Raw genomic sequence first — 16,529 nt, forward strand, 5'->3', positions numbered from 1 at the left:
AGGAGTTTGCCCATGGGTTTTCCTTCCATCCACCGTGTTGTCACCGGCCACAACGCACAAGGCCAGGCCGTGGTCGCTAGCCAGGGTCCGCTGCCCACCGTGGTCGAGATCGCTGCCATTCCCGGTACGGTGTTCCATGAGGTCTGGAGCACGTTGCAATCGCCCGCCGTCGTGGACAACGGCCCGGACCCTACGCTCGGTCCGCTGGTTCTGCCGCCCCCGCAGGGTGGCACGCGCATCCGGTTCGTGGACATTCCGCCCGATACGCCCGAGTTCCTCGCACGGGGTGCCGAGCGCATGCATGACGCCTTCAGCCAGATTGGCGATGCGGCCGCCTCCACGGTGAAAACCGACTCTCCCCACCCGCTGATGCACCGTACCGAATCGGTGGACTACGGCGTGGTGATTGAAGGCGAACTGATGCTGGTGCTGGACGAAGGCGAAGTGCCACTGCGCCCCGGCAGCGTGGTGGTGCAGCGGGGTACCAACCACGCATGGGCCAACCGTTCGGGCGCGCCGTGCCGCATGCTGTTTGTGCTGGTGGACGGGCGCTTTGATGCGTCAGTGGCCGCACCTGCCAAGGAGCAGCCATGAGCACGCGCCGTCAATGGCTGGGCGCTGCAGCGTCCGCAGCGGTGGTCCCCCGGGCGTGGGCGCAGGCCCCGTATCCCGCGCGCCCTTTGAGCTGGGTGGTACCTTACCCGGCCGGGGGCTTTGGCGACGCGATGTCGCGCCTGCTGGTGCAGAAGCTGGGAGAGCGCATGCAGCAAGCCGTGGTCGTGGAAAACAAGCCCGGCGGTGCCGCGCAACTGGCGGCGCAGTACGTCAAGCAGCAACCCGCCGATGGCCACACCTTGCTGTACGCAGACATCGGCCCGCTGGCCATGTACCCGGCGCTGTATGCCAAACTGAGCTTCAGCCCCCTCAAGGACTTTGCGCCCCTGACGCGGTTGTTCAAGTCGCCACTGGTCGTGGTCGTGCCAGCGGGCAGCCCGTTCCAGTCCCTGGCCGACTTGCTGCGCGCGGCGGCTGCAGGCGATGGCCTCAACTACGGCTCATATGGGCAGGGCAGTCAGCCGCATGTGTGGACCGAACAACTGCGCATCAAGACACGCTCGCGCATGACCCATGTGCCCTATCAGGGCGCAGCGCCCGCGCTGCAGGACCTGATGGCCGGGCGCCTGGACTTCATGTGCGATGTTGTGGCTTCGAGCCTGCCACTGGTGCGCGAAGGCAAGCTGCGCGCGCTGGTCAGCGTGGGCAGCGAGCAGCACCTGCAGGTGCTCCCCCAGGTGCCCACCCTGACCGAGGCCGGGCATGCGGACCTCGATATTCCGGGCTGGAATGGTGTCATGGTGCGGGCTGGTACCCCGGCGTCCGTGGTCGATGTGCTTCACAAGGCGGTGGTGACCGCGCTGGAGTCTCCCGAAGTGCTGGGCCGCTACCGGCCGCTTGGCCTGGAGCCTGCACCACTCACGCCAGCTGCATTCGGCGAGTTCATCCAGGGCGAATCGCAGCGGTGGGGTTTGGCCATTCGCCAAGCTGGGATCAAGGTCGAATGAGCCTCTTTGACCTGCAGGGCCGCACCGCCCTGGTCACGGGGGCCACCCAGGGCTTGGGTCTGGCGATTGCGCGCACCCTGGCCGAGCAGGGCGCCCGGGTGGTGGTCTCCGACCGGGATGCGCTCGCTTGTGAGCAGGTTTCTGCATCGCTGCCGATGGCTGTCGGTATCGCTGCCGACATGGCGGTGCCTGCCACCCTCATTGCGCTGGTGGAGCGCACCGGACCGCTGGACATCCTCGTGTGCAACGCCGGCATTCAGGGGCCGGCCGGCCCGTTGGCCGATGCCAGCGATGCCGACTGGCATCAGATGTTTGACATCAACCTGCGGGCCGCAGCGCGGCTGTGTGCGCTGGTGCTGCCCGGCATGGCGGCACGGGGCGGTGGCAGTGCCGTGCTCATTTCCAGCATTGCAGGCCTGCGCGGCAACCGTTCGATTGGCCTGTACGGTTTGACCAAGGCTGCGCTGGCCCAGCTTGCGCGCAACCTGGCTGTGGAGTGGGGGCCTTCCGGTGTGCGGGTCAATGCTGTGTCGCCCGGCCTCATCCGTACGCCGCTGGCCGAGCGGCTCTTGGCCGAAGACGCGTTCATGGCACGGCGCATCCAGGCCACGCCACTGCGGCGCGCCGGAGAACCCGAGGAAGTGGCTGGCGTGGTCGCCATGCTGGCCAGCCCCGCCGGGGCCTTTGTGACCGGACACAACCTGGTGGTCGATGGCGGCACCACCATCAGCGATGGGGGTTGAAACCATGCACCGCATGTTGAACCGAAGAACCCTGGTGGTGAGTGCCTTGGCGTTCCCGCTGAGCACGTGGGCTGCCACCTGGCCCACACGGCCGTTGCGCATCGTCCTGCCGTTCGCAGCCGGAGGCAGCTCTGACCTGGTGGCACGCCTGCTGGCCGACAAGCTGGGCCAGGCCCTGGGCAGCCCAGTGGTGGTGGAGTCGCGTGCAGGGGCCAACGGCATCATTGCCTCGGAGGCTGTAGCGCGAAGCACAGACGGGCACTCCCTGTTGTGGATCAGCGCAGCCCATGCGATCAACGCCAGCCTTTACCCCCGGCTGCCTTACGACAGCCAGCGCGACTTTGCCCCTGTGGCCCTGGTGGCCAGCCCCGGGCCGATGGTGATTGCCGTGCCTGCGGCCCTGCCGGTGCGCAGCTTGTCGGACCTGATCGCACTGGCCCGGCGGCAGCCCGGGCAGGTCAGCTACGCATCGGCCGGTATCGGCAACGTGCTGCATCTGGCGGGCGAGATGCTGGCGCAGCAGGCCGGAGTGCAGCTGCTGCATGTGCCTTACAAAGGCGCTGCGCCCGCCCTCAACGACCTGGCGGCTGGGCAAGTCAATCTGATGTTCAACAGCGCCCTGGCCGCGGCCCCGATGGTCAAGGACGGGCGCGTCCGCCTGCTGGCGCAGACGGGCGCACAGCGCTCGCCTGCCTTGCCCGCCGATCTGCCCACGGTGGCCGAGACGCTGGGCCTGACGGGCTTTCAGGTGACAGGCTGGTTTGGCTTGTTGGCGCCTGCTGCCATGCCGGCCGACCTTGTGGGCCGGCTCAACGCGGAATGCGTTCGCATCCTGGCCCTGCCAGAGCTGCGCGAAAAACTGGCCTTGCTGGGCAGTGCTGATACACCCACCCAAAGCGCGCGCGAATTTGGCGCATTTCTGGCAGCAGAGACAGACCGCTATGCCCGCGTGATCCGGGCGGCGGGGCTGCGACTGGAAACCCCTTCTTCCTGATTCTTCCTGATGGGACTGGCGATGCGATTTGCAACTTTGAAAGACGACAGCCTGGACGGCCGCCTGGTACTGGTTTCTTCCAACGGCCTGCGGGCCGTCGATGCCGCTCCGATAGCGGCCAGCTTGCTGGCCGCTGTGCAGAACTGGGATGCTGTGGAGCCCGCCCTGCGCGAGCGCGCTGCTGCGCTGGAGGCTGGCACTGCCACCGGCATCTTTGCGTTCGATCCCGCCGCATGCCGCGCTCCCTTGCCGCGCAGCCCGCAGTGGCTCGATGCATCGGCGTTCCTCAACCATGGCCGCTTGATGGAGCGGGCGTTCAACACGCCGCCCATCCCGCACTTTGACACCATCCCCGTGATGTACCAGGGCGCCAGCGACGATTTTCTGGGCCCTTGCGACGATGTGCCCTTGCCCAGTGAGGCCGACGGCATCGATTTCGAAGGCGAGTTCGGCGTCGTCTGTGGCCCCGTGCCCATCGGCGTGACGGCCGAAGCGGCATTGAACTGCGTGCGCTTGGTCGTCCAGATCAACGACTGGAGCCTGCGCGCGCTGGGCCCGCACGAAATGAAGACGGGCTTTGGCTTCCTGCAAGCCAAGCCGTCTACCAGCTTTGCCCCTTTGGCCGTGACGCCGGATGAATTGGGCGACGCTTGGCAGGGTGGGCGGGTGCATCTGCGATTGCATGTGGACTCCAACGGCAAGTGGTTTGGCCACCCCCATGGCGGAGAAATGAATTTCAGTTTCGGCCAGCTCATTGCCCATGCGGCCCGCACACGGCGGCTCACGGCCGGCACCATCATCGGTTCGGGCACGGTGTCCAACCAGGCGCGCGATGCAGGCTCTGCCTGCCTGGCCGAGCGGCGCGTGATCGAGATACTGGACGAAGGTGCGGCCAAAACGCCGTTCATGCGCTACGGTGACCGCGTGCGCATGCAGGCACGCTGGCCCGATGGCCGTGATGGGCCTTTTGGCGTGGTGCATCAGCGCGTGGTGGCTGTGGGCTCGGAGGTGCGCTGATGCATGTGCTTGTCACCGGTGCCGGCGGGTTCATTGGCGCCGCCCTGGCCGAGCGGTTGCAGTCCGTGCCGTTGGTGCCTAGTCTGCCCCTGCGTTTGACGCTGGTGGACCGAGCCGGGCCCGCTGCCCCTTGCGCACCGGCCGTGCACTGGCATATCGGCGGCTTTGCAGACCGCGCACTGTTCGAAGCCTTGGAGGACCATCCGCCCGACTGCGTATTCCACCTGGCCAGTGTCCCGGGATCGCTGGCCGAACGTGAACCTGGGCTGGGCGTGCAGGCCAATCTGCTGGACACCGTGGCCTTGTGCGAGGGGCTTGCGCGCCCGGTGCGCGAAGGCCGGGCGCGTGCCCCACGGCTGGTGTTTGCCAGTTCGGTGGCGGTGTACGGTGCGCTGGGCACCCAAGCGGTGGATGAGCGCCAGGGACCGCAGCCCACCCTCAGCTATGGGGTGCACAAGTGGATGACGGAACTGCTGGTGGCCGACTATGGCCGGCGCGGCGACATTGATGGCTGCAGCCTCCGGCTGCCTGGCATCGTGGCGCGGCCACCCACAGAAACGGGCCATGGCTCCGCGTTCATGAGCCAGATCTTCCATGCCCTGCGGGCGCGGCAGATGTACACCTGCCCCGTGTCGGCGCAGGCCACCGCCTGGTGGATGTCGCTGCAGTGCTGTCTGGACAACCTGGTGCATGCCGCACGCTTGCCCACGCAGGGCATGCCGACCGCGCGGTGCTGGCAGCCGCCGGTATTGCAGTCATCGGTGGGTGATGTGGTGCAAGCCATCGCGCACGCCCAGAGGCTCGATCCCAAGGACTGGATCCGGTACGCACCCGACGCGCGCACCGAAGCACTGTTCGGGCGTTTACCAGCCTTGCGGACGCCTCAGTCAGAGGCTGCCGGTTTCCGGCATGACGGCTCGCTGGAGTCTCTGGTTACGCGGGTGCTGGGGGGGCTGCACAGCCCTGGGATGGTGGAGTAGGGGAGACAGAAAAAGGCGCGTCATGGGGTGTGCTGTGGAGCGGGCGCCGGACTGGTGGGCGGTGTCAGCTCCTCCCTGCACGCCGTGTGACGCGCCCATAGCCTCGGCGCATCTGGCGTGCAGGTGTGTGCAGGGCCCTTCCCGTGGCCTTTCCTGCGGCTTTGTACGTGCCTACCCGCGAAGGCGCTGCACCGCCCGCCCGGGAGCTATATGTTCACACCGTTTCCACCGCAAAGCTCAGGCCCGCATTCGCCTGCAACCGCGCTATCAGCTTGTCACCCAGCGCGGGCGCCGTGGTCCAGATGCCGCCGGCGGTGGTGGTGGCATCCTGCAGCAGGCACACAGCCGCCTCGGAGATCATCTTGGATGTGGAGCCATAGCCTGGGTCGCGGTCGCCCTTCACGCCCACGCGCAAGGTGTTGCCTGCATCGTCAGTACCCAGGAACAGCACGTCGTAGAACCCGTTCTCACGTTCTTCGCGCGAAGGGCCTTCGCCGGGCTTGGGGCCTTTGTCCGAGCCCAGCGACTTGTCGCCCGCCACCGCGTTGGCGATGGCCTCGCCCTTTTCGCCAGGGCCGGTGATGAGCATTTCGTCGTAGACAAAGTCGGTACCGTAGGCGTGCTGCAGCAGGAAGTTGGAGCGGTGCACGTTGCGCGTGTTGATGGCGGCCATTACAAACGGGGCCACCCAGATTCCATCGCCCAGCGCCTCGTCCACCATGGGTTTGTGGTCGGTTGGCTGGCGCGGCCCTTCAAACCCGGGCGTGAGAGAGAACGGGTTCTTCAGCAAATCCAGCACCGCAGGGTTGGTGGCAGCCGCGGCCATGGTGGCCTTGAGGCTCGCGGCCGTGCCCCCAGAGAAGGTGCCCTTCATCTTGCGCACCCGGCCGCGCACGCGCGGGGCGGGGTGGCCGAAGCGCTGGGCAAATTCCTTTTGCAGCAGGAACACGCCCAGGTCAAACGGGATCGAGTCGAACCCACACGAGAACACGATGCGCGCGCCGCCGGCCTTGGCCGCAGCTTCGTGCGCGTCGATCATCTGGCGCATCCAGGCGGGCTCGCCGCACAGGTCCACATAGTCCACACCAGCCTTCGCGCAGGCGGCCACCAGTTCGTTGCCATAGAGTTGGTAGGGGCCCACGGTGGTCAGCACCAGGCGCGTGGAATCCATCAGCGCTTGCAGGCTGGCGGGGTTGCTGGTGTCGGTCACGACCAGCGGAGTGTCGGCCGGTGCGCCCACTTCGTCGCGCACGGCGGCGAGTTTGTCGGCATTGCGGCCCCCCATGGCCCAGCGCAGGCCGCTGCCAGCGGGGTAGCGCTGGAGCAGGTATTCGACCACCAGGCGGCCGGTGAAGCCGGTGGCGCCGTGGACGACGAGGTCAAAGGGTTTGGTCATGGTGTGGGTCTCCGTCCATCAAAAAAGCAAGCATGCGCAGCGATCAGGGGCTGCCACGCCGGGGTGTCTGCCATTGTCTTTGGCGGGGCCTGCAGGCTCTGTCGCGCAGGTGCGTTGCAGGGGCTGCGTAGGGCGAGAACAACGGACTTCGGCTATTTTTTCGAGAAAAAGTACCGCTAAACGATACCGAGTAGCCTGCGGGTAGCCACTGTTACGGTTCAATGCAGACACGCAAGTTACGTCTGGGCACCATTCGCTCCGTGTTCAACCAACGCCCCCCGGGGCAGCACTGCAATGTCTTCTTCTCCCATCGTTGTTCAGCGTGACACCAAGGCCTGGCAGTTGCAGGTGTGGGTCTCGTTCGGCATCGCGGTTTTTCTGTGTGCCGTGGGCCTGGCATGGCTGCCTGGCGAGCAACTGGAGCAGGCCTTCATGGTGATGGGCTACGTGTTCTGCCTCTCGGCCGCGTTTGTGTTGGCCAAGTTTGTGCGGGACAACGAAAGCGCTTCGCGCCGTGGCGGTGGCGACACCCCTATGTGGAAGCTGGTGGTGTGGGGCGGATTTGCGGTGGCCATGGGCCTCACGGGTTGGGGCCTGATGAGCATGGACATCAATGTGACCTACAAGGCGTTTCTGGGCGTGAGCTGGCTGTACCTCATCACCACCGCCTTCACGCTGGCCAAGATGCTGCGCGATCGCCACGAGGCTGATCTGATGGACGCCCGCCTGCAAGGCCGCCGCGAAGCTGCCCAGGCGGCAGCCAACGGCAGCAGCGCGAACTGATCGCATCGAACGTGCGCAGGCGGCAATCCGCCGCCTGTTCGGGTGATTTTTCTTTCTGGTCTATCGACCCGGTTTCTCCGGAACCCCGGGTGCGCGGTGGGGCCGCATTTTGAGGAGTGAATGATGATGAATGCTGTGTTTTCTTCGTGGGGCTCTGCCCGCCTGTCTCGCGCTCTGCTCGCGGCCGGTGTGGTGTGTGCCGTGATGGCCATGGCTCCCGCGCGCGCCCAGAGCGAGGCCTCTGCCGCGCTGTCGCTGTTGCCGGTGGCCTCGGTGGTGGGCACGGCGTCTGTGGCTTCCGCTGCTGCGGGCGCAGTGGTGGCAGTGCCCGCAGCGTTGTCGGTGGGCGGCGCGGTGCTGTCCGTGAAGGCGGTGGAGGCCTCGGCCGTGGGCACGGTGTACCTGCTGGAGCGTGCCTCGGACGGCGCCCAGGTGAGTGTGGAGGTGGTGGGGCGCGGCGTTGTGGGCTCAGCCTACGCGGTGGGCACGGTGGTCACCTGCAGCGTGATCGGCACGGGCGTGATCCTGTCGGCAGCGGGCGAGGCGATTGCCTTTGTGCCCAACGCCATCGGTCGTGCGCTTTTGCACAACGAGCGTCTGTGAATATGAAGTACAACCCCCTGAGCCGCGACGCGGCTTCCCCCTTCTCTCTTCACGCTGCGCGCTCCGGGAAGGGGGACGATGCCCTCGCTGCGGGGCGGCCCTTGCTTGGCATCCCTCGCTTAGGTCACGCCAGTTTCATAGGCCATGGAATCGCGGTACTGACAGCTGTTGTCGCGATTGCGGCAACCACCCCGGCCCAGGCGGGCCGCTCGTGCGAATCGCGCAAGCCCGTGCCGCCGCTGGTGATCGAGCGGGGCATGAAGCTGTCCGAGCAGACCTCGGCCGCGCTCGATGCCGAGCACGCCAGGTCGGGTGCACAGGTGGTGGCGCTGGCCCGTGCAGGGCAGGACCTGAGCAAATACGGCCTGCGCTACTCGCACATGGGCTGGGCCTACAAGACGGCCGAAGGCCCCTGGCGCGTGGCGCACAAGCTCAACGAATGTGGCACGGCCGTGGGGCACCTGTACCGCCAGGGCCTGGGGGAATTCTTCCTGGACGACCTGTGGCGCTACGAAGCCGTCTACGCTGTGCCCACGCCCGAGGTGCAGCAGCGCCTGCTGGCCGTCCTGCAGGACAAAGCCCGCACCAAGACGCTGCAGCACCCACCCTACAGCATGGTCAGCTACGCGTGGGGCCGCAAATACCAGCAGTCCAACCAGTGGGCGCTGGAGACCCTGGCGATGGCCATGGAGCCAGCCACCGTGCACTCGCGCGACCAGGCGCAGGCCTGGCTGCAGTTCAAGGGCTACGAGCCCACCGCGCTCAAGCTCGGGCCGCTCACGCGCATGGGCGGGCGGGTCGGCTCGGCCAATATCGCGTTTGACGACCACCCTAACGAGAAGCGGTTTTCGGACCGCATCGAAACCGTCACCGTCGATTCGGTGCTGGCCTGGCTGCAGCGCGCGCAACTGGCGGCACCGCCGGCGGTGCTGGCGGTAAAAAATTGAATAAAAATGGCCTCTGGCGCATGCTTGGTAGGCGCTAGATGCTATCAAATGGATAGCCCTTCCAAAGGGGAACGATCATGAGCAAATCACTGCGGCTGTCCGAAAAATGGTTTCGCCGTGGCCTGTGGCTGGTGGCGCTGGTGTTTGCCAGCTTCCTCATCGGCCTGGGTGGCACCATCGTGGGTGATCTGCCCAAGGTTGAGACCCCGCTGCGGGTGGACGACTTTCTGGACAAAGCCGCAGCCGACAAGCTGCGCGCCGAGGTCAAAGCCGCGCGCCAGACCGAGCAGGACGCGCAGACCGCGCTGGAGCAGGCCCAGCTGCAGCGCAGCAAGGTGCGCAGCGAGGTGCAGGCCGAGAGGGACAGCTTCAACAACTGGCTGTCCACCCGCAGCGCCACGCAGCGCGCCGATCAGGACCCCGAGGTGCTGGCGCGCACCCAGGCGCTGGACGTGCTCAAGCTCGCTGAACGCAAGACCCAGCAGGCGGTGGAGGCGCAGCAGCAGGCTGCGCTGGATGCCCGTCAGACCGCAGCCGCCCGGCAGGAGCAGTTGAACCGCATGGAGTCCGACGGCTACGTGAAGCTCAATGCCGAGCGCCGCAAGGTCGAGCTGCGGGTGTTCCTCTATCGCCTGGCCCTCACGCTGCCGCTGCTGGCGGTTGCGGGCTGGCTGTTCGTCAAGAAGCGCAAAAGCACCTACTGGCCGTTTGTGTGGGGCTTCATCTTCTTTGCGCTGTTTGCCTTCTTTGTGGAGCTGGTGCCTTACCTGCCCAGCTACGGCGGTTATGTGCGCTACGTGGTGGGCATTGCCTTGACGGCCGTGGTGGGGCGCTACGCCATCCTGGCGCTCAACCGCTACCTGGAGCGCCAGAAGCTGGCCGAAACCCTGCCCGACCAGGAGCGCCGCAAGGAGCTGAGCTACGACGTGGCCCTGGCCCGCCTGGCCAAAAGCGTGTGCCCTGGCTGCGAGCGGCCGGTGGATCTGAAAAACGAGAAGATCGACTTTTGCCCGCATTGCGGCATTGGGCTGTTCGACCATTGCGGCCACTGCAGCACCCGCAAGAGCGCTTTTGCACGCTTTTGCCATGCCTGCGGCACGGGGGCGGGGGTGAAGTTGGCGCAGGAGTGACGGTCTGCCTGCGCGTTGATGGGGCCGTGTGCCCATTGGTTGGGCTCGGCGGATGAAATCGGCGCATGGAAAGCCCGAGCTTTCATGGAGCCAGCCCCTGTCGTACCACCGGCGCCCTCCCCGCAGGGGGGCGCTTTGCGGAGGCGCGGGGGCGCGCTTGGACCTACCCTGTCATCACCCGGTTGCGCCCCTCCGCCTTGGCCCGGTAGAGCGCTGCATCGGCGGCGAGCAGCAGCGTGTCCAGGTCGGCGTCGCCGCCCAGCGAGGCGCTGTGCACCAGGCCGATGCTGACCGTGGCGTGCTGCTCGGGTGCTTGCGCAGTACCAAAGGGCCGCTGTTCGACCACCGTGCGCAGCCGTTCTGCGATCGCGTGGGCCTCGGCGGGCGAGGCATCGGGCAGCACCACCGCAAACTCCTCGCCACCCAGGCGGCCTAGAACATCCTGGGGGCGCAGCGCACTGGTCATGGCCTGGGCGATGCCAATCAGAAGCTGGTCGCCCGCACCGTGTCCCAGCTGGTCGTTGACCTGCTTGAAGTGGTCCACGTCCACCATCAACACGGCCAACCCGGCAGATTCGCGCTGGTAGCGCGCTAGCAAGCGCTCACCTTGCTGCAGGAACGCGCGCCGCGCAAGCACACCGGTCAGGTCGTCGTGGCGCACGGCGTGGTCCAGGCGGCGCAGGGCTTCGGCGCGCGCCGCGCTGGCGCAGGCCACGGCGAGCGGCCCCAGTGCCAGCAGCGTGACGCCCACACGCAGCGAGAACACGTCGCTGGCATGGGCTGGCGTGAAGTTGAGCACGCCGGTGGCCACGCCGGCCATGGTCCACAGGCACACCACCAGCGACAGCAGGCTGGAGACAAACGGGCTGTAGCTGAGCGCGCACCACAGCAGCCCTGGCACCACAAAGGCCAGCATGCCGGGCCCCCCGATCACAGTGCGCACGCCTTCGGCCAGCAGCAGCGAGCTGACGGGTGCCACACGCCAGATCAGGGGCACCTCCTGCGTTGCGGGCGGCGGGTCGTCGGCGCGCGGCGCGGCCAGCACCACCGGCACGATGAGCATGTAGTTCATGAGTTCGGTGCTGAACCACAGGGACAGCAGGTCGGTCCACGGGCTGTTGAAGTAGACCGGCGCGGCGCCGCAGCCTGCCAGTGCCCCCACGGCACTGGCTGCCAGCGCAGCCAGCAGCAGGTAGAGGGCCGAGATGGTGCGCTGCAGGCGCCGGATGCGTTCGTCCAGCCGACGCAGCACCAGCCAGCCCGCCGTGGCGCCCAGCAGGTTGGCGCCGTTGAGCCACAGGGCCATGGACCAGGAGCTGCCCGTCACCAGGTCTGCCGCCACATAGCCCACGGCCGCAGCTACCCAGGCTGGCGGGCGCGCCAGCCTGGGATAACGCACCAGCAGCCCCAGCAGCAGCGCATTGGCGGGCCAGAAGACCGACAGAAAACCGATGGGCCGCGCAAAGATGCCCACCAGGCAGGCGGCGAAGATCAGCACGGACAAACCCAGCCAGGCCAGGGGCGGCGAAAGCGGGCGGTGGAGCAAAAAAGGGCGGTACATAGGGGCAGCAGTTGATGGGCGGGGAGCAGCGCGCGCGTCAGTGCCGATTGTCCCCGGGCCGGGTGCGCGGGAGACTCCGCAGCGTTGGCTGGGGAAACAATTGTTGATGATTCCCTGTGAGATCGTTGCCAGCTCTCAGGTGTTGCCCAGCAGCAGCGCCACCAGCTCCCCCGTGCTGCTGGCCCCCAGCTTGCGCATGAGCCGCGCGCGGTGGGCGTCCACCGTGCGGTGGCTGATGTCCAGGTAGCGCCCGATCTGCTTGCTGGTGGCGCCGGTGACGATGTGCTGGGCGATTTCGCGCTCGCGCAGGGTCAGCGGCGTGCTCACGGGGCGGCGGTGCGAGATGTCCTCGAACATCCACACCGCCCGTGCAAACGGGTCCGACCGGTCCAGTGCCCGGCCCACCACGTGGCACCAGAACAGCGAGCCATCGCGCCGTCGCATGATGCGCTCATCGGCATAACTTCCCGACGCCTTCATCGCCTGCAGGCCCAGGTGGCCCGTGTGGGTGAACTCTTCGAACGAGGGGTACAGCGGCGCCAGCGGCTGGCCCAGCAGCTCGGCCTGCTCGTGGCCGAACATGTGGGCAAAGGCGTCGTTGCAGATCTCGATGCTGCGCTCGCGCGTCACGCACATGCCCACCGGGGCCAGGTTAAAGGCCAGCTCCAGTGCTTCGTTCAGGGTGGCATAGGGCGGTGCGGGCATGGGGTGCGATTCTGCCGCAGGTCGGCGGCGCGGCTCGGGTGAGAAGGACCGGTTTCAGGCAGTGCGCTCGTGCGTTGTCACCACGCGGTTGCGGCCCTCGCGCTTGGCGTCGTACAGCGCCCGGTCGGCCGCAGCCAGCCAGTCGGCCCAGGTTCCGCCGGCGGAGGTCACGCAGGCCAGTCCAATGCTCACGGTGACGGGGATGTCCTCGCCCAGCGCGGACAGCCGGATCTGCTGCACGGCCCCACACAGGCGCTGGGCGATGGCGCTTGCAGCACTGGCGCTGGCGTCCGGCAGGTAGACCAGGAACTCTTCACCGCCCATGCGGGCCAGCAGGTCCGAATCGCGCAGCTGGTGGCGAAGTGCGTCGGCCGTGGCGACCAGCACGCGGTCGCCCGCCGCATGGCCGAAGCGGTCATTGATGTGCTTGAAGTGGTCCAGGTCGAGCTGCGCGATGGCGCTGCCCACGGGCAGCCGCGCAGGCAGCATGGACATGGCCCAGCGCCGGTTGCCTACACCGGTGAGCGTGTCGGTCTGCGCCACTTTTTCCAGGCGCACTTCGGCGCGCTCGTTGGAGAGGGACGAGACCATGAGCGCAACGCCAAAGTGGCAGAACATCTGCACGGAGAATGCCAGCGCAAAACCCTGTGGGCTGGCGGTGTGCGTGGCGATGTACAACAGCTGCAGGGCAAAGGTGCCCGCGCTGGCCAGGAGCAGCCCGGCCAGCAGGGGACGCGATGGCAGGGGTTCGGTGCGGCGGTCGTGCCACACCTCCCAGGCTGCCGCGGTCAGTGACACTGCGGCGGTCAGGTGGAAGGCGCCTGCGCGCAGCAGGTTGTCCAGCGGAAACTGCGTGACCAGGCCCAGCACCAGCCAGCCTCCGGGAACCAGTATCAGCACCGCAGGCAGGACGCGCCTGCGGCCGCTCAGTGCCCGTGCACCTGCCCAGAAGAGGGTGTACCCCAGTGCCCCGAGCAGCAGGCTGGTGTGGGTCCAGAACCAGAGCGGCAGCATGGAATATTCACCCTGGCCTGCCAGTTCGGCACCAACGGCCAGCAGCAGGTAGGCGGCTGCCAGGGGCTTGAGCCCTTGCGGGCGGCACGAATGGCGGCTGACATGAAAGATGCTCAGCGCCCCCGCCACCAGCGCGGTCTTGTAGAGCAGGAGGATGGTCGGGAGGTCAAGCTGCATACCCATGTCGCAATGCGGTGGCGGTGGGGGATGACGTTGGGGAAGGCTTTTGCGGGAGCGCATATCTTGGCAGCAAAACAGCGGCGGGCGCTACCCTGGCGCTACCCAACATTACCTGGCGCGAAGCCTGTGCCAGCGCAGCCGCCATTGCCGCCGCACCACCCGCGCCACGCGCCATGCCCACGAGGCGCGGGCGCGCTCCAGCACCGCGTGCTTGAGGCGCATCCAGTGGGCATAGGTCCAGGCAAACCAGTGCAGCTGCATCAGGGCGGGCTGGGTCAGGCTGAACAGCCGCGCCACCACGGCGGTGCCCACTACCTTGGCCAGCACGATCACCAGCATGCCCAGTACCACGTGCCCCCGGCCCACCGCCCACAGGGCGAGCAGCTTGACGGGCAGCAGCAGTGCCGTGGGCAGCAGAAACACCGCCACCGCCGCCCAGGGGGGCAGGGTGCGCACGCAGCCTTCAATCCAGCGCAGGCCGGGCCAGCGGCCGATGCGCGCCAGCAGGCGCTGCAGCGGCTCCCAACCCCATTCCTCGAACAGGATCAGCAGCGCCAGCAGCCCGCTGCCCAGGCCGGTCAGCATGCGGGCGGGCCAGCGCAGCAGGTGGTGCAGGAGGTTTTGGATGATTTTGGCCTCTGGCGCTTATCTATCAAGCGCTAATAGCTATTATTTTCATAGCTATTGGCTGTGCTTACACGCCCCGTGCGCGCTCGGTCTTGAAGCGTGCACGGAATTCGGCGAACGTGCCTGCGTCCAGCGACTCGCGCACCTCGCGCATCAGGTTCAGGTAGTAGTGCAGGTTGTGCACGGTGGTCAGCATGGGGCCCAGCATCTCGCCGCAGCGGTCCAGGTGGTGCAGGTAGGCGCGGCTGAAGCCCTCGCGCCCGCCATCGTCCCACGACACGCCCGAACTGCCCGCGCAGGCGTAGCAGGTGCAGCTGGTGTCCATCGGCCGGTGGTCGGCCTTGTGGCGTGCGTTGCGGATTTTAAGGTCGCCAAAGCGCGTGAACATCGTGCCGTTGCGCGCGTTGCGCGTGGGCATCACGCAGTCGAACATGTCCACGCCGTCGGCCACGCCCTGCACCAGGTCTTCGGGCGTGCCCACGCCCATCAGGTAACGGGGCTTGTGTGCGGGCAGGCGGTGGGGCGTGTGGGCCATGATGTCCAGCATCTCGTCCTTGGGCTCGCCCACGCTCACACCACCCACGGCGTAGCCGGGGAAGTCCATCTCGACCAGGTGCTCCAGCGACTCCTGGCGCAGGTTCTTGAACATGCCGCCCTGCACGATGCCAAAGAGGGCGTTGGGGTTCTCCAGCCGCTGGAACTCATCGCGCGAGCGCTTGGCCCAGCGCAGGCTCATTTCCATGCTCTTGCGCGCCTCGGCCTCGGTGGTCTTGTGGCCCTTGGTCTCGTACGGCGTGCATTCGTCGAGCTGCATCACGATGTCGGAGTTGAGCGTGGTCTGGATCTGCATGCTCACCTCGGGCGACATGAAGAGCTTGTCGCCGTTGACGGGGCTGGCAAAGGTCACGCCTTCTTCGGTGATCTTGCGCATGGCGCCCAGGCTCCAGACCTGGAAGCCGCCCGAGTCGGTGAGGATGGGCTTGTCCCATTTTTCAAAGCCGTGCAGGCCGCCAAAGCTCTGCATTACATCCAGGCCCGGGCGCATCCACAGGTGGAAGGTGTTGCCCAGGATGATCTGCGCGCCCATGTCGTGCAGGCTGCGCGGCATCACGCCCTTGACGGTGCCATAGGTGCCCACGGGCATGAAGATGGGGGTTTGCACCACGCCATGGTTGAGCGTGAGCGTGCCACGGCGTGCGTGGCTGGTGGGGTCGGTTTTGAGGAGGTCGAACTGCAGCATGATGGGCGGCATTGTCCCAGACAGGCTACCCTGACCTCGCTCAAGGTTATGGACGGGTTTTCGACGAGGCCGTGGCTACACTGGACCAAGGTACTACAAGGAGAACACCATGCTCAAAATCCTCATCGCCGTGGACGGCTCCGAACTCTCCCTGGATGGCGTGCACCACGCACTGGCGCTGGTGGGCCAGGGGCTCCAGGCCACCATGGTGCTGGCCAATGTGCAGGAGCCCGCCACGCTCTACGAACTGGTGACCACGCGCGACCCCGACCTGATCGCCGCCGCCAGCCTGGAGGCGGGTGACCATCTCATGGCGTCGGCGCGCGCACTGCTCGATGCGGCCGGGGTGGCTTATGAAACCGATGTGGGTGTGGGCGATGTGGCGCACACGCTGGTGGACATGATCGAGCGCTCGGGCTGCGACATGGTCATCATCGGCGCCAAGGGCCAGGGCGCCATCACCAGCGCGCTGCTGGGTTCGGTGTCGCAGGAGGTGGCGCATGCCAGCCCGGTGCCGGTGACCATCGTCAAACACGCCGAGGTGCTGGAGAACACAGACAGCGACGTGGCCGAGGACTCGGAGGCCTGAGCGCTCCCAGAAAAGAAAAGGGCCGCTGTGTGCGGCCCTGATCGGGATCTTTGAGGAAGCTCGCCTGGTTTCAGGCTGCCTTGCGAAACGGCTCCGCAGGGCGCTGCAGCTTGCCGTGGGGCAAGGTGGCCAGGCGCGAGAACATGCGGCGCACATAGCCGCGCACCCACAGGCATTTGTTGAGTTCGTCCACCGGCAGTGGGCCCGACACCACCACGATGTCGTTGGCCATGTCCTGCGCCCCAGCAGCGCGCAGGCGGCGGCGCGTGTTGTTGGCCCAAGACTGGATGCGCGTGGGGCTGCCATGCTGGTGCACTTCGCCCGTGTGCGCATCGAACGCAATGGCCACCGTGTCGGTCTTGAGCTTGAACCTGCGCTCACCCGTGACGGCACTGGGCGCCTCGCGCATGTCGTAGAGGTAGTAGCTGCCTGCCTTGAGCTGGTATTGCATGTCCATG

At 66.9% G+C, this 16,529-nt stretch carries 18 protein-coding genes; 11 read left to right on the forward strand and 7 right to left on the reverse strand.

What is annotated here, in order from left to right; genetic code table 11:
• Window positions 1-12 precede the first annotated feature (12 nt).
• From ACODS0_RS09805 to ACODS0_RS09830, 6 genes are read left to right on the forward strand one after another with little or no spacing between them, the layout of a single operon-like run.
• Complete coding sequence (locus tag ACODS0_RS09805; RefSeq protein WP_488834592.1) at window positions 13-594, forward strand: cupin domain-containing protein; 582 nt, start codon at window positions 13-15, stop codon at window positions 592-594.
• The gene (locus ACODS0_RS09810) at window positions 591-1,562 is read left to right on the forward strand and encodes a Bug family tripartite tricarboxylate transporter substrate binding protein (protein ID WP_488834595.1); all 972 of its coding nucleotides are present in this window, start codon (window positions 591-593) and stop codon (window positions 1,560-1,562) included. Before ACODS0_RS09805 ends, ACODS0_RS09810 begins: the two co-directional genes overlap by 4 nt.
• Complete coding sequence (locus ACODS0_RS09815; protein WP_488834597.1) at window positions 1,559-2,305, forward strand: SDR family NAD(P)-dependent oxidoreductase; 747 nt, start codon at window positions 1,559-1,561, stop codon at window positions 2,303-2,305. Before ACODS0_RS09810 ends, ACODS0_RS09815 begins: the two co-directional genes overlap by 4 nt.
• 13 nt (window positions 2,306-2,318) lie before the next feature.
• Window positions 2,319-3,299 (forward strand): tripartite tricarboxylate transporter substrate binding protein, encoded by a 981-nt coding sequence (locus ACODS0_RS09820; protein WP_488834599.1) that lies wholly within the window; start codon window positions 2,319-2,321, stop codon window positions 3,297-3,299.
• 21 nt (window positions 3,300-3,320) lie between these two features.
• On the forward strand, window positions 3,321-4,316 hold the full coding sequence (locus ACODS0_RS09825) for a fumarylacetoacetate hydrolase family protein (RefSeq protein WP_488834601.1): 996 nt from the start codon (window positions 3,321-3,323) through the stop codon (window positions 4,314-4,316).
• Window positions 4,316-5,296: an NAD-dependent epimerase/dehydratase family protein gene (locus ACODS0_RS09830; RefSeq protein ID WP_488834603.1), complete on the forward strand. Its 981-nt coding sequence runs from the start codon at window positions 4,316-4,318 to the stop codon at window positions 5,294-5,296. The genes ACODS0_RS09825 and ACODS0_RS09830 overlap by 1 nt, the downstream gene beginning before the upstream one ends.
• Before the next feature lie 214 nt (window positions 5,297-5,510).
• Here ACODS0_RS09830 and ACODS0_RS09835 read toward each other — a convergent pair whose 3' ends face one another.
• Window positions 5,511-6,692 carry a saccharopine dehydrogenase family protein gene (locus ACODS0_RS09835; RefSeq protein ID WP_488834605.1) on the reverse strand — a complete coding sequence of 394 codons (1,182 nt, stop codon included), beginning with the start codon at window positions 6,690-6,692 and terminating at the stop codon, window positions 5,511-5,513.
• 294 nt (window positions 6,693-6,986) lie between these two features.
• Between ACODS0_RS09835 and ACODS0_RS09840 the strand changes: the two genes are divergently transcribed.
• The 4 genes from ACODS0_RS09840 (at window position 6,987) to ACODS0_RS09855 (ending at window position 10,155) form a co-directional block, all read left to right on the forward strand.
• The gene (locus tag ACODS0_RS09840) at window positions 6,987-7,475 is read left to right on the forward strand and encodes a YiaA/YiaB family inner membrane protein (protein ID WP_055401956.1); all 489 of its coding nucleotides are present in this window, start codon (window positions 6,987-6,989) and stop codon (window positions 7,473-7,475) included.
• A gap of 120 nt (window positions 7,476-7,595) precedes the next feature.
• Window positions 7,596-8,078 (forward strand): hypothetical protein, encoded by a 483-nt coding sequence (locus ACODS0_RS09845; protein ID WP_218301519.1) that lies wholly within the window; start codon window positions 7,596-7,598, stop codon window positions 8,076-8,078.
• 2 nt (window positions 8,079-8,080) lie between these two features.
• Complete coding sequence (locus ACODS0_RS09850) at window positions 8,081-9,025, forward strand: DUF2145 domain-containing protein (protein ID WP_488834610.1); 945 nt, start codon at window positions 8,081-8,083, stop codon at window positions 9,023-9,025.
• 77 nt (window positions 9,026-9,102) lie between these two features.
• Entirely contained in the window at window positions 9,103-10,155 is a 1,053-nt protein-coding gene (locus ACODS0_RS09855) for a serine endopeptidase (protein WP_488834612.1), read from the forward strand.
• Between the two features lie 163 nt (window positions 10,156-10,318).
• On the opposite strand, the gene ACODS0_RS09860 is transcribed toward ACODS0_RS09855, so the two are convergent.
• From ACODS0_RS09860 to tgt, 5 genes are all read right to left on the reverse strand, one after another.
• Window positions 10,319-11,716, reverse strand: a complete 1,398-nt coding sequence (locus tag ACODS0_RS09860) for a sensor domain-containing diguanylate cyclase (protein WP_121421356.1) — start codon at window positions 11,714-11,716, stop codon at window positions 10,319-10,321.
• Between the two features lie 135 nt (window positions 11,717-11,851).
• A complete protein-coding gene (locus ACODS0_RS09865; protein WP_488834615.1) occupies window positions 11,852-12,421 on the reverse strand; it encodes a LuxR C-terminal-related transcriptional regulator in 570 nt (189 codons plus the stop codon).
• 54 nt (window positions 12,422-12,475) lie between these two features.
• Complete coding sequence (locus ACODS0_RS09870; RefSeq protein ID WP_488834616.1) at window positions 12,476-13,612, reverse strand: GGDEF domain-containing protein; 1,137 nt, start codon at window positions 13,610-13,612, stop codon at window positions 12,476-12,478.
• Window positions 13,613-13,723: 111 nt separating this feature from the next.
• Window positions 13,724-14,200: a hypothetical protein gene (locus tag ACODS0_RS09875; protein ID WP_233573486.1), complete on the reverse strand. Its 477-nt coding sequence runs from the start codon at window positions 14,198-14,200 to the stop codon at window positions 13,724-13,726.
• Between the two features lie 109 nt (window positions 14,201-14,309).
• The gene (tgt, locus tag ACODS0_RS09880) at window positions 14,310-15,482 is read right to left on the reverse strand and encodes a tRNA guanosine(34) transglycosylase Tgt (protein WP_121508943.1); all 1,173 of its coding nucleotides are present in this window, start codon (window positions 15,480-15,482) and stop codon (window positions 14,310-14,312) included.
• Window positions 15,483-15,591: 109 nt separating this feature from the next.
• Between tgt and ACODS0_RS09885 the strand changes: the two genes are divergently transcribed.
• Window positions 15,592-16,071: a universal stress protein gene (locus tag ACODS0_RS09885; protein ID WP_488834621.1), complete on the forward strand. Its 480-nt coding sequence runs from the start codon at window positions 15,592-15,594 to the stop codon at window positions 16,069-16,071.
• 70 nt (window positions 16,072-16,141) lie between these two features.
• Here ACODS0_RS09885 and ACODS0_RS09890 read toward each other — a convergent pair whose 3' ends face one another.
• Complete coding sequence (locus ACODS0_RS09890) at window positions 16,142-16,528, reverse strand: hypothetical protein (RefSeq protein WP_055392926.1); 387 nt, start codon at window positions 16,526-16,528, stop codon at window positions 16,142-16,144.
• Window position 16,529 lies beyond the last annotated feature (1 nt).

This window comes from Acidovorax sp. FG60, from assembly GCF_057808995.1.

Bases quoted from the DNA above. Each gene is read 5' to 3' on its own strand.
- ACODS0_RS09805 (WP_488834592.1), top strand. From the start codon at position 13: ATGGGTTTTCCTTCCATCCACCGTGTTGTCACCGGCCACAACGCACAA.
- ACODS0_RS09810 (WP_488834595.1), top strand. From the start codon at position 591: ATGAGCACGCGCCGTCAATGGCTGGGCGCTGCAGCGTCCGCAGCGGTG.
- ACODS0_RS09815 (WP_488834597.1), top strand. From the start codon at position 1,559: ATGAGCCTCTTTGACCTGCAGGGCCGCACCGCCCTGGTCACGGGGGCC.
- ACODS0_RS09820 (WP_488834599.1), top strand. From the start codon at position 2,319: ATGTTGAACCGAAGAACCCTGGTGGTGAGTGCCTTGGCGTTCCCGCTG.
- ACODS0_RS09825 (WP_488834601.1), top strand. From the start codon at position 3,321: ATGCGATTTGCAACTTTGAAAGACGACAGCCTGGACGGCCGCCTGGTA.
- ACODS0_RS09830 (WP_488834603.1), top strand. From the start codon at position 4,316: ATGCATGTGCTTGTCACCGGTGCCGGCGGGTTCATTGGCGCCGCCCTG.
- ACODS0_RS09835 (WP_488834605.1), bottom strand. From the start codon at position 6,692: ATGACCAAACCCTTTGACCTCGTCGTCCACGGCGCCACCGGCTTCACC.
- ACODS0_RS09840 (WP_055401956.1), top strand. From the start codon at position 6,987: ATGTCTTCTTCTCCCATCGTTGTTCAGCGTGACACCAAGGCCTGGCAG.
- ACODS0_RS09845 (WP_218301519.1), top strand. From the start codon at position 7,596: ATGATGATGAATGCTGTGTTTTCTTCGTGGGGCTCTGCCCGCCTGTCT.
- ACODS0_RS09850 (WP_488834610.1), top strand. From the start codon at position 8,081: ATGAAGTACAACCCCCTGAGCCGCGACGCGGCTTCCCCCTTCTCTCTT.
- ACODS0_RS09855 (WP_488834612.1), top strand. From the start codon at position 9,103: ATGAGCAAATCACTGCGGCTGTCCGAAAAATGGTTTCGCCGTGGCCTG.
- ACODS0_RS09860 (WP_121421356.1), bottom strand. From the start codon at position 11,716: ATGTACCGCCCTTTTTTGCTCCACCGCCCGCTTTCGCCGCCCCTGGCC.
- ACODS0_RS09865 (WP_488834615.1), bottom strand. From the start codon at position 12,421: ATGCCCGCACCGCCCTATGCCACCCTGAACGAAGCACTGGAGCTGGCC.
- ACODS0_RS09870 (WP_488834616.1), bottom strand. From the start codon at position 13,612: ATGCAGCTTGACCTCCCGACCATCCTCCTGCTCTACAAGACCGCGCTG.
- ACODS0_RS09875 (WP_233573486.1), bottom strand. From the start codon at position 14,200: ATGCTGACCGGCCTGGGCAGCGGGCTGCTGGCGCTGCTGATCCTGTTC.
- tgt (WP_121508943.1), bottom strand. From the start codon at position 15,482: ATGCTGCAGTTCGACCTCCTCAAAACCGACCCCACCAGCCACGCACGC.
- ACODS0_RS09885 (WP_488834621.1), top strand. From the start codon at position 15,592: ATGCTCAAAATCCTCATCGCCGTGGACGGCTCCGAACTCTCCCTGGAT.
- ACODS0_RS09890 (WP_055392926.1), bottom strand. From the start codon at position 16,528: ATGGACATGCAATACCAGCTCAAGGCAGGCAGCTACTACCTCTACGAC.